Raw genomic sequence first — 11563 nt, 5'->3', positions numbered from 1 at the left:
TGTCTTTCATCGCAGCCGCGGCTGCATCGATGCGGCGTATATAAGGACCGGCGTTTCGGACTGCAAGGCATTCTGCGGGGGGAACGACGGCAAATGCAAGCCGTCATCCACAAACACCCGACGGGGCCCGCTGCCGCTGGTTCAACCGCCGGTCAGCAGGTCGAACAGCGTCGTTCGGCGGGTCCCACCGGTGGTCTCTCCGACGCCGGCCGGCGGGACTGGTCCTCCGGCCTGTTCTGCAGGCCGGACCTGATCGACCGCGGCCATGCCGTCCATGCTTTCGACGCCGTCCATGCCTGCCGGGCGCTCGGGAAAGACGTCGGGATTACCCGTGCCGAAACCCTCGGCCGGCATTTCGCCGGCAGCAGCGATGCCGCCCTCGTCGAAGACCGGCTGCACGCCCGTCGTGCCGAAGAGCGGCGACGGCGAAAGACCCTCATGCGCCGCAACCATGAAATCGTGCCAGGCCCGGGCGGGAAGGCCGCCGCCGGTGACCTTCTTCATGAATTTTCCGTCGTCGTTGCCGAACCAGATGCCGGTCGCGAGGTTGGAGGTGTAGCCGACGAACAGTGCGTCGCGGAAGGACTGCGTCGTTCCGGTCTTCCCGGCCGCCTCCCAGCCCGGCAGGCGCGCATTTTTGCCGGTGCCGTCCGTCAGCACGCGCACCATCATCCGGTTCATTTCGCTGACGATCGCCGGATCGAGCACCCGCGGCGGGTTGTCGTAGGTGTTTTCGTAAAGCACGGTGCCATCGGCGGCGGAGATGCGTCGGATGACGTGCGGCGTCGCCTTGAAGCCGCCATTCATGAAAGGCGCATAGGAGGACGTCAGCTCCACCAGCGTCACTTCCGACGTGCCGAGCGCGATCGATGCATTGGCCTGCATCTCGGAATCTATGCCCAGCCGGTGCGCGAGCTTGACCACGTTCTGCGGCCCCACCTCCATAACGAGCTGGGCGGCGATGGTGTTCAGCGAATTGGCGAGCGCATCGGCGAGCGTCACCTCGCCGCGGTATTTCTGATCATAGTTTTCAGGTGTCCAGTTGCCGATCCGGACCGGCGCGTCGTTGCGCACGGACATCGGCGTGCGGCCGATCTCGAGCGCCGCCGCGTAGACGAAGGGCTTGAAGGCCGAGCCAGGCTGGCGCTTCGCCTTGGAGGCGCGGTCGAACTGGCTTTCGGCATAGTCCCTGCCGCCGACGAGCGCGCGGATGGCGCCTGTGCCGTCGATCGAGACGAGCGCCGCCTGGGAGGCGTTGAGCTTGCCGCCCTCGGCCTCGAGCTTCTCGGCGAGCACCTCCTCCGCCTTCTTCTCGAGCGCAAGGTCGATGGTCGTATCGATGACGAGGTCTTGCGTGACTTCGCCGATCATGCCGGGGAGCTGGTCCATCACCATGTCGGCGACATAGTGCTCGGCGCCGGACCAGAAGCTCTTTGCCCGTGTCGGCGCCTGCGACATCGCCGTCTTGATCTCGGAGTCGCTGATGAAGCCTTCCTCGCGCATTGCGCCGAGCACGAGCTGTGCGCGCTCCTCCGCCGCTTCGGGGTCTCGGGCCGGCGACAGCCGTGAGGGAGCCTTCAGAAGGCCTGCGAGCAGCGCCGCTTCGCCGAGATTGACGTCGCGCGCCGACTTGTTGAAGTAACGCCGGGAGGCCGCCTCGACGCCATAGGCGTTCGACCCGAAGAAGACGCGGTTGAGATACATCGCCAGGATCTGGTCCTTGGTGTATTTCTGCTCCAGCCAAAAGGCGAGCAGCACCTCCTGCACCTTGCGCTCCAACGTCCGCTCCGGCGAGAGAAACAGGTTCTTGGCAAGCTGCTGGGTGAGCGTGGAGCCGCCCTGGACCATGCGGCCGCTCATGACGTTCGTGAGCATGGCGCGCGCCAGCCCCAGCGGATCGACTCCGAAATGCGAATAGAAGCGGCGATCCTCGATGGCGATCACCGCCTGCGGGATATAGGGCGACATGTCTTCGAGAGCGACCGCCTCGCCGCCGGTCGCGCCCCTGTTGGCGATGATGTCGCCATTCGCCGCGAGAATCTTGACGTTGGGCGGCCGTTCGGGGATCGACCAGCTCGTGGCGCTCGGCATGCGCGCCCCGTAATAGAGCACGAGGCCGCCGACGCCGATCGCGCCCCATATGCCGAGCACGATGCACCAATAGGCGAGCCGCCGCACGAGGCCGAAGAACCCGCCGCCGGAGCCGCTTCTTCCGGAGCCGCGCCCGCCGGCGCGCCTGCCGGGCTTTTCTCGCCTGGCGCCGCGTTCGGGCGACTTGGCGCGCTTCGGCTTGCCGCCGCCCGAGACGCGGTCGCTCGCGTCGACGCGCAGGTCGCCGCCGTCGTCGCTACTGCCGAAGGAAGGCTCGATCCGCTGTCCTGATTTGCCGCTCGCCATGCCGGAAGGAAATATCCCCTTTGGGGGCCGGACCGGTGCACATCGCCCCCAGGCGATCCCGGCCGTGCCGTTGTCGTGCGGTAGGCTCCACCCCGTCCGCTGGTCCCGATGCGTTGTACTTTAAATGCGGCAATTTAAGGGGGAGTTAAGAGCTCTCTTGCGAAAAAGGCAGATTGTTCAAAACCTTGCATCGATCCCGGCCTCCTGGTTCCACACCCTTGGAAGGCTGAACGCCGCCTTGCATCCGGCGCAATGCTGCAATGCAACATTCGCACTATTACCTCAGCGAAAATAATCTATTCTCCTCCTTGTCGAAGCGCTGTACCTCCTCCCACGGCGCCCGGCATTCGGTCGGTTCACTCCTCCTCCCAGAACCGATCAAGTTTAAGACCCCGAGCCACCTCCTCCCGGCTCGGGGTCTTTCTGTATCTGGCGATACCTGAAAGCGCATCGCATTCGCGCGACGCGCTTCGGATCCGGCCAGATGCACAGGGCGAAAAACTCGTGGCTGCGGCCGCAAAGCGCGTGTATCACCACCCCATGAGATCCAAGGCAAACGGTTACGTCTTCGCCCTTCTGGCGATCGTCATCTTCTCGATCCAGGACGGCATCTCCAAGCATCTGGGCGCCATCTACCCGCCGGTCTTCGTGGCAATGATCCGCTACTGGGCATTTGCCGGCTTCGCTTCGGTGATCGCGGCGCGGGCACCGGGCGGATTTGCCGCGACCGCGGTGACGAGAAAGCCGCTCATTCAGCTCCTGCGGGGCGTCCTGTTGCCCGTGCAGATCGTCGTGGTGATCACGTCCTTCACCATCGTCGGGCTGGCGCATTCGCAGGCGATCCTCGCGGCCACTCCGCTCTTCGTGGCGCTCCTGTCGATGCCTCTGCTCGGCGAACGGGTCGGGTGGCGGCGCTGGTCGGCGATTGCCGTCGGACTCATCGGCGTTCTTCTGATCCTGCGGCCGGAAGACGGGTCGTTCGACGTGAACTTTCTGCTGCCGCTGGCCGCAGCCGTGATGTTCGCCTTCTATGTCATCACCACCAGGCTTGCCAGTCGCGACGATTCGGCGATGACCAGCTTCTTTTATACCGGCATCGTCGGCGCCTTCGCGATCAGCCTCGTCGGGCCCTTCTTCTGGGCGACGCTTTCCGGGGCGGACTGGATCTGGATGGTGCTGCTCTGCATCACCGGCACGTCGAGCCACTATTTTCTGATCCGCGCCTACGACATGCTCGATGCCGCCGCGGTTCAGCCGCTTACCTACCTGCAGCTCGTCTTCGCCTCCGTCATGGGCGTGACCATCTTCGGCGAGACGCTGACGACGAACATGATCATCGGCTCGGTGCTGGTGGTCGCAGCCGGCATCTTCACCATCTGGCGCGAGCATGTCGTGGGCCGGCGAAAGGCCGGTCTGCCGCCGCGGTAAGCCTCTCCTTCGACTCAAAATCGTCGGGATCGTACCGGACACTCGCGATCGCGCCGGCTTCTCGGCCGGCCGGCTCATCCGTTCGAAAGGAGAGAGAATGAGGGTTCGCTGCACCGTGCTGATCGCCCTTGCCGCCCTTGCCGCGCAGGGGATCGGGGCCAGGGCACAGGAGGAATTTCCCTATGTCGACGACCGCTCCGACGGCGCAGCGCTCGTCCGCTCGCTCTACAACGCGATCAACCGGAAGGAATATGCCAGAGCCTATGGCTACTTCGGAGCGTCGAAACCCGTCGGCGAGTTCAAGGCCTTCGCCGACGGTTACGCCAAGACGGTATCGGTGGAAGCGAAGTTCGGCAAGGTCGTCACGGAGGGCGCTGCCGGCAGCATCTATTCGGCCGTTCCGGTCGCGATCAAATCCATCGAAGAAGGCGGACAGGCCCGCTTTTTCTCCGGCTGTTACGTGACGAGGATCATCAATCCGTCGCTGCAGGTGCCGCCCTTCACGCCCTATCAGATCGAGACGGCCCGGCTCGACGAAGCCGAAGGCCCCATCGAAAAGGCGATCCCCGCCACCTGCAACGTCCCCTGAGGCCCTAGAGCAATTCCAGGAAAAGTGCGTAGCGGTTTTCCTGGAAGTGCTCTGCAACCTGCGCACTTCCGGACGGAAAACCGTTCCACACTTTTCCTGGAAGTGCTCTGCAACCTGCGCACTTCCGGACGGAAAACCGTTCCACACTTTTCCTGGAAGTGCTCTGCAACCTGCGCACTTCCGGACGGAAAACCGTTCCACACTTTTCCTGGAAGTGCTCTGCAACCTGCGCACTTCCGGACGGAAAACCGTTCCACACTTTTCCTGGAAGTGCTCTGCAACCTGCGCACTTCCGGACGGAAAACCGTTCCACACTTTTCCTGGAAGTGCTCTGCAACCTGCGCACTTCCGGACGGAAAACCGTTCCACACTTTTCCTGGAAGTGCTCCAGCGAAACTCTACGGCTCCTTCGCGGCACGCTCGGCCAGAAAGCGGGAATGCTCGAAGACGAGGATGACGACGAGCGCCAGCACGAAGGGGACGAGGAGGTAGAGCAGCCGAAAAATGGCAAGCGCAGCCAGAACGTCGGCCGGGTCCATTTCCGGAAGCGCCGCGATGAAGAAGAATTCAAGCACACCGATGCCGCCCGGCGCATGGGAGAGCAGCGCGGCGGAGAAGGACGCGAGGAAGATGCCCAGAATGACCAGATAGCCGGGATTGCCGGCTTCGGGCAGCGCGAAATAGATGATGCCGGCCGCGCCCAGAAGCTCGACGGGGGCGATGATCAATTGCCTCAGCACGATGGAGGGTCGCGGGTAATGCAGCTGGAACCAGCGCGTGCGCAGCGGCCGCATGCCGACCAGGCTGCCGAGGACGTAGAGCGCGATGAGCGCGAGAATGAGGCCGCCCGTCGTCAACGACATTTCGATGGGCAGGAACTCCGAAAATCTCTCGATGATATTCGGCCTCAGGAGCAGCACGATGGCCGAGAGCATCAGCGTGCCGAGCGTGAAGGTGAAGGAGCAGAAGGCGACGAGCACGCCCACCTCTCCCGGCGTCAGGCCTTTCGACCGATACGCTCGATAGCGCACCACCGCGCCGGAAAAAACCGAGGCGCCGAGATTGTGCGAAAGCGCATAGGTGGTGAACGAGCAGAGGGTGATGAACCACAGCGAGATGCGGTGGCCGAGATGATCGAGCGCCAGCCGGTCATAGGCGGCAAGCGCCGCATAGGCGACAAACGTCGAACCGATGGCGAGCAGCCAGCTTTCGAGCGAAATGGCCTGGAAGCTCGCCAGGAACTCGTTGAGAGACAGGCCGCGCAGTTCATCGACGAGCGCGCGCACCGAAACCAAGATCGCCGCAAGCCCCACAACGGGCCAGAAATATGCCTTGAGCCGTTTCATGCCGGGGCTTCTGCGTGATTTTCCGGCGGAAATCGATTCACGAGCGAAGCGTCGCGGCGATGCGGGTGCCCATCAGCAGCGGCCGGTTGAAGGCACGCCAAGCGCTTCGCGGTGCTGCCGAGGTGGCGATGCCCATTCTGCGTAACGAAAGAAACATGCTCGGGACGACGCGTCCCGATCCTTGCACTTGCCAACAGCTCATTTCCCACTTTGGTTTGTTTTCAAAAAGGGAAGCATCCCAAGGCAGGCAGGTCAAGCAAAGTCGACTTGATATCCGTCGAGCGGATGCGATTTGTCATTCATGGCCGAAGGCGGTGGACAATGGCCGAACGGTGTTCACCATAGCCCCCCGCCCGCAAAGCTTTACCGCGTGCCGAGTGCGTCGAGAATGCGAACCCACGAGCGGATGCCCTTGTGGAAGGACGCGAGCTCGTATTTCTCATTGGGCGAGTGGATGCGGTCGTCGGAAAGACCGAACCCGACCAGCAGCGATTCCATGCCGAGCATCCGCTGGAAATCGCCGACGATCGGTATGGAGCCGCCCATGCCGATGACCACGGCGGGCTTCGGCCATTCATCCGAAAGTGCCGCCTTAGCCGTGCTCAGCAGCGCCGAATCATAGGGAAGATGAATAGCCGGCGAACCGCCATGCGCATGAAATTCGACGGAGCAGTCCGCCGGAATTTTCGAGCGCACATAGGCGCGGAAGCTCTCGCGGATCTTTGCCGGGTCCTGCTTGCCGACCAGGCGGAACGAAACCTTGGCGGAGGCTTCTGCAGCGATCACCGTCTTGAATCCTTCGCCGGTATAGCCCCCGGTGATGCCGTTGATCTCCGCCGTCGGCCGTGCCCAGGTGAGTTCGAGCACGGAGCGGCCCCTTTCGCCGGAGGGGATAGAGAGGCCGATCTCGCCGAGGAATTTCTCGGCGGTCTGTCCGAGCGTTTCCCAGCCAGCCTTGATCTCGGCCGGCGTCTCCTCGACGCCTTCGTAGAAATCGTCGAGCGTCACGCGGCCGGTCTCGTCGTGAAGGCCGGCGAGAATCTCGGCCAGGATATGGATCGGGTTCGCCGCCGCGCCACCGAAATAACCGGAGTGCAGGTCGCGGTCCGCCGCCTTGACGACGACCTCCTCGCCGACGAGGCCCCGCAAGCCGGCCGAAATCGCGGGCGTGTCCCGGTCCCACATGCTGGTATCGCAGACAAGAGCGTAGTCGGCCTTGAGTTCACCGGCATTGGCTTCGAGGAAGGGCTTGAGCGACGGAGAGCCGGATTCCTCTTCGCCCTCGAAGAGAATGGTGATGCGGCAGGGCAAGCCGCCACGGGTCTCCTTATAGGCGCGCACTGCCTCGACGAAGGTCATCAACTGGCCCTTGTCGTCGGCCGTACCCCGGCCGGTGATGATTTTGCGGCCGGGCTCGACCTCCTTGACGGAGGGCTCGAAGGGCGGGGTCTCCCAGAGGTTCAGGGGATCGACCGGCTGCACATCGTAATGGCCGTAGAAGAGCAGGTGCGGAGCGTCCGCCTTCTCGGCAGAGTGATGGGCGACGACCATCGGATGGCCGGGCGTGTCGCGTACCGAGGCTTCGAAGCCGATCGCTCCGAGTTCCGCCACCAGCCACTCCGCAGCCTTGCGGCACTCCTCCTTGAAGGCGGGATCGGTGGAAATGGACTTGATGCGGACGAGGTCGAAGAGCCGCTCGAGGCTTTGCGGGAGATTTGCGTCGGCGCGCTCGAGAACCGGGGTGATATCTGCCATCATGCGAATCCTTTTTGGGTTTCGCGGCGAAACTAGAATCGAAACCCGGCGGCTTTAAGCGAAAACTTTTGATGCAACGATAAATTGTCGGGTGAAATCAGGAGGCGTCGCCGTGGCGCGCCGTATTCGCCAGCGCCATGCGCATATATTCGAGCATCAGTTCTTTCTCGAAGCGGCGAAAGCCGGAAAGCAGCGACTGCTCCGCTGCAGCAGCAGCCTCCTTCGCAGCGGCCTCCATCTTGCGGGCTCGTTCGGTCAGGAATATCTGCTGCGAACGCTTGTCGTTCGGATGCTTGCGGCGGACGATGAGGCCGTCTCGCTCCATTCGGGCGAGCGTATTGGCCATGGTTGCCTGCTCGATGTCGAGCCGGTCGAGAAGCTGTCTCTGAGTCAGCCCTTCCTCGGACCATAATTCCAGGAGAACCGGGAATTGCCCGGGGGCAAAGCCGAGTTTCTGACCGCGCTCCTGCAGGGCGCGCGAGAAACCCCTCGCCAACAAGCTGGCCAGGTAAGTCGCAGATTCCATACGATTGAAGGCCATGTCTATGCCTACGCGGGAAGGAGCGCGAAGACAAGTTACAATGCCTGCAATGAAGCCGAACCCGCGCCGACTTCACGGGGATTTGAGACTGTGTGGCGATACGCTTTCGACTGACGGGCATAGGCAACAAAAAACCGCCACGGCGCGGAGGCTGCGCCGTGGCGGCTCTTTGAAAGCGGGACAAAGGCCCGGAGAGGGGGATGAGGCCTTTGTCCTCATCTGGTGCGGGCGGGGGACAGGCCAATCACCAGACTCACGGCATTGAATGATTGCCGCTCGACATGATTTGTGGAGTCAAATGTGGCATTTCAAGGATAGGGAGACTGAATCGCGCATTACAAATGCGTAACGTTTGCGTGAGTGTTCGGCACCGGAATATCAGGGTTCCGGCAGGCCTTTGTCGCTCCACTTAAATGGGGTAGCGCCGGAAAAGCGCAATGGACCTTTCCCCTGCCTCGCGCTATCCATGGCCGCATGAAAAACGGTGATCATCTCTTCCTCGTCGACGGCTCGGGCTTCATCTTCCGGGCGTTCCACGCCATCCCGCCGCTCAACCGCAAGTCGGACGGGCTTCCCGTCAATGCGGTTGCGGGATTCTGCAACATGCTCTGGAAGCTTTTGACCGACGCGCGCGACACCTCGGTGGGCGTGACGCCGACGCATTTGGCCGTGATCTTCGACTATTCCTCGAAGACCTTCCGCAACGGGCTCTACGACCAGTACAAGGCCAACCGTACGGCGCCGCCGGAGGATCTGATTCCGCAGTTCGGGCTCATCCGCCACGCCACCCGCGCTTTCAACCTGCCCTGCATCGAGAAGGAGGGCTACGAGGCCGACGACCTCATCGCGACCTATGCGCGGCTTGCCGAGGAGGCGGGCGCCGACGTGACCATCGTTTCCTCCGACAAGGACCTCATGCAGCTCGTCACGCCGAAAGTGTCGATGTACGACAGCATGAAGGACAAGCAGATCACCGTTCCGGACGTGATCGAAAAGTGGGGCGTGCCCCCGGAAAAGATGATCGATCTCCAGGCCATGACCGGCGATTCGACCGACAACGTGCCGGGCATCCCCGGGATCGGGCCGAAGACGGCAGCCCAGCTCCTCGAAGAATATGGCGATCTGGACACGCTGCTCGAACGGGCTGGCGAGATCAAACAGCAGAAGCGGCGCGAGTCCATCATCGCCAATGCCGATCTGGCGCGCCTTTCGCGTGAGCTCGTGACGTTGAAGAAGGACACGCCGCTCGACGTTCCGCCCGAGGACTTCAGGCTCGATTCGCAGGACGGCCCGAAGCTCATCGCATTCCTGAAGGCGATGGAATTCACCACGCTCACGCGCCGCGTCGCAGCGGCGACCGACACGGATGCGGAAGCGATCGAACCGGCTCATGTGCCGGTCGAATGGGGCGCGCAGGCGCATGGGCCGGATCTGGACGTCGGCGAGGCCGGCGGCCCGTTGCCGTCGCCGCAATCATCGAGCGCGACGCCGCCCAGGGGAAATGCGGCCAGGGCGGCTGTCTCCTTCCTCTCCTCCGGCCAGGATGCCGATACGACCGGCGCGACGCCCGCGGGCCTCGCCGAGGCGCGTGCGTCCTGTTTCGGCAAAGCCGCCTTCGATCATTCCGGATATCTCACCATCCGCGATCTCGATACGCTCGAGCGTTGGATCGCCGACGCCCGCGAGGCGGGGCTCGTCGGCTTCGACACCCAGGCGACGTCGCCCGACGCCATGCGCGCCGACCTCGTCGGCTTTTCGCTCGCGGTCGCCGATTACGCGAACAACCCTTCGGGCTCCAGGATCAGGGCGGCCTATGTGCCGCTCGCGCACAAGAGCGGCGTCAGCGACCTCCTGGGGGGTGGACCCGTCGACAGCCAGGCACCGGTCCGTGAAGCCCTTAGCCGGATAAAGGACCTGCTGGAGGACCCGTCCGTCCTGAAGGTCGGGCAGAACCTGAAATACGGCTACCTCGTGATGAAGCGGCACGGCATCACCATGCGAAGCTTCGACGACACGATGCTGATGTCCTATGTGCTCGATGCCGGCAACGGCGCCCACAGCATGGATTCGCTTGCCGAGCGGTGGCTCGGCCACAAGCCGATCGCCTATAAGGACGTCACCGGCACCGGCCGGTCTTCACTCACCTTCGACTTCGTCGACATCGACAAGGCGACGATCTATGCGGCCGAGGATGCGGATATCGCGCTGAGGCTTTGGCATGTGCTGAAGCCCCGGCTCGCCGCCAAGGGGTTGACGCGCGTCTACGAGCGACTGGAGCGACCGCTGATTTCTGTCCTTGCCGGGATGGAGGAACGCGGCATAACCATCGACCGGCAAATCCTGTCACGCCTTTCCGGCGAGCTGGCACAGGGGGCGGCGGCGCTCGAAGACGAGATCTATCGCCTCGCCGGCGAGACATTCACCATCGGCTCGCCGAAGCAGCTCGGCGACATTCTCTTCGGCAAGATGGGCCTTCCGGGCGGCTCCAAAACCAAGACCGGGCAATGGTCGACCTCCGCGCAGGTGCTCGAAGACCTCGCGGCCGCCGGGCACGACCTGCCTCGCAAGATCGTCGACTGGCGGCAGCTGACCAAGTTGAAATCGACCTATACCGACGCCCTGCCCGGCTTCGTGCATCCGGAAACGAGGCGCGTCCACACCTGTTTTGCAATGGCTGCGACGGCGACCGGGCGGCTTTCCTCCTCCGATCCGAACCTGCAGAACATTCCGATCAGGACCGGCGAAGGCCGCAAGATCCGCACGGCCTTCGTGGCGGCGCCGGGACACAAGCTGGTCTCGGCCGACTATAGCCAGATCGAGCTGAGAGTGCTCGCCCATGTGGCCGATATCCCGCAGCTGCGCCAGGCTTTCGCCGATGGCGTCGACATCCATGCGATGACGGCTTCCGAAATGTTCGGCGTGCCGGTGGACGGCATGCCGAGCGAGATCCGCCGCCGCGCCAAGGCGATCAATTTCGGCATCATCTACGGCATCTCCGCCTTCGGGCTAGCCAACCAGCTTTCGATCGAGCGTTCGGAGGCGGGTGACTACATCAAACGCTATTTCGAACGCTTCCCCGGCATCCGCGACTATATGGAGAACACCAAGGCCTTTGCCCGCGAGAACGGCTATGTCGAGACGATCTTCGGACGCCGGGCCCACTACCCGGACATCCGCTCGTCCAATCCGTCGATGCGCGCCTTCAACGAGCGCGCTTCGATCAACGCCCCGATCCAGGGCTCGGCCGCCGACATCATCCGCCGCGCGATGGTCAAGATGGAGCCGGCACTCGAAGCGGCAAAGCTCTCCGCGCGAATGCTGCTTCAGGTCCATGACGAGCTGATCTTCGAGGTGGAGGATGGCGAGATCGAGCGCACCATTCCGGTCATCATCTCGGTGATGGAGAACGCCGCGATGCCCGCGCTCGACATGAGGGTGCCTCTCAAGGTCGATGCGCGCGCGGCACACAACTGGGATGAGGCGCATTAAGGCCTGTTGGGATCTGGA

At 63.2% G+C, this 11563-nt stretch carries 7 protein-coding genes; 3 read left to right on the top strand and 4 right to left on the bottom strand.

The genetic code is table 11. The features are described from left to right. Positions 1 to 141: 141 nt before the first annotated feature. Positions 142 to 2397: a transglycosylase domain-containing protein gene (locus tag CN933_RS13455; protein ID WP_018093810.1), complete on the bottom strand. Its 2256-nt coding sequence runs from the start codon at positions 2395 to 2397 to the stop codon at positions 142 to 144. Between the two features lie 504 nt (positions 2398 to 2901). Between CN933_RS13455 and CN933_RS13450 the strand changes: the two genes are divergently transcribed. Beyond that, entirely contained in the window at positions 2902 to 3825 is a 924-nt protein-coding gene (locus CN933_RS13450) for a DMT family transporter (protein ID WP_018093809.1), read from the top strand. Between the two features lie 97 nt (positions 3826 to 3922). Next, positions 3923 to 4414 carry a hypothetical protein gene (locus CN933_RS13445; protein ID WP_026168493.1) on the top strand — a complete coding sequence of 164 codons (492 nt, stop codon included), beginning with the start codon at positions 3923 to 3925 and terminating at the stop codon, positions 4412 to 4414. Between the two features lie 398 nt (positions 4415 to 4812). Here CN933_RS13445 and CN933_RS13440 read toward each other — a convergent pair whose 3' ends face one another. The 3 genes from CN933_RS13440 to CN933_RS13430 all read right to left on the bottom strand — a co-directional run bounded on the left by CN933_RS13440 (position 4813) and on the right by CN933_RS13430 (position 8056). Next, the gene (locus CN933_RS13440) at positions 4813 to 5760 is read right to left on the bottom strand and encodes a lysylphosphatidylglycerol synthase transmembrane domain-containing protein (RefSeq protein ID WP_018093807.1); all 948 of its coding nucleotides are present in this window, start codon (positions 5758 to 5760) and stop codon (positions 4813 to 4815) included. Between the two features lie 363 nt (positions 5761 to 6123). Continuing rightward, entirely contained in the window at positions 6124 to 7518 is a 1395-nt protein-coding gene (locus CN933_RS13435) for a M20/M25/M40 family metallo-hydrolase (protein WP_018093805.1), read from the bottom strand. Positions 7519 to 7612: 94 nt separating this feature from the next. Then, positions 7613 to 8056 (bottom strand): MarR family winged helix-turn-helix transcriptional regulator, encoded by a 444-nt coding sequence (locus tag CN933_RS13430; RefSeq protein ID WP_018093804.1) that lies wholly within the window; start codon positions 8054 to 8056, stop codon positions 7613 to 7615. 474 nt (positions 8057 to 8530) lie between these two features. Between CN933_RS13430 and polA the strand changes: the two genes are divergently transcribed. Next, positions 8531 to 11545: a DNA polymerase I gene (polA, locus tag CN933_RS13425; RefSeq protein WP_018093803.1), complete on the top strand. Its 3015-nt coding sequence runs from the start codon at positions 8531 to 8533 to the stop codon at positions 11543 to 11545. The last annotated feature ends 18 nt before the right edge of the window (positions 11546 to 11563 follow it).

The organism is Sinorhizobium sp. M4_45 (assembly GCF_002885915.1).
GTDB classification, from domain to species: domain Bacteria; phylum Pseudomonadota; class Alphaproteobacteria; order Rhizobiales; family Rhizobiaceae; genus Sinorhizobium; species Sinorhizobium meliloti_A.
Note: the sequence above shows the minus strand (reverse complement) of the source record. Positions and strands in the feature narration are given on the sequence as shown.

Coding starts and splice junctions, on each gene's coding strand:
- CN933_RS13455 (WP_018093810.1), bottom strand. CDS start 2,397: ATGGCGAGCGGCAAATCAGGACAGCGGATCGAGCCTTCCTTCGGCAGT.
- CN933_RS13445 (WP_026168493.1), top strand. CDS start 3,923: ATGAGGGTTCGCTGCACCGTGCTGATCGCCCTTGCCGCCCTTGCCGCG.
- CN933_RS13440 (WP_018093807.1), bottom strand. CDS start 5,760: ATGAAACGGCTCAAGGCATATTTCTGGCCCGTTGTGGGGCTTGCGGCG.
- CN933_RS13435 (WP_018093805.1), bottom strand. CDS start 7,518: ATGATGGCAGATATCACCCCGGTTCTCGAGCGCGCCGACGCAAATCTC.
- CN933_RS13430 (WP_018093804.1), bottom strand. CDS start 8,056: ATGGCCTTCAATCGTATGGAATCTGCGACTTACCTGGCCAGCTTGTTG.
- polA (WP_018093803.1), top strand. CDS start 8,531: ATGAAAAACGGTGATCATCTCTTCCTCGTCGACGGCTCGGGCTTCATC.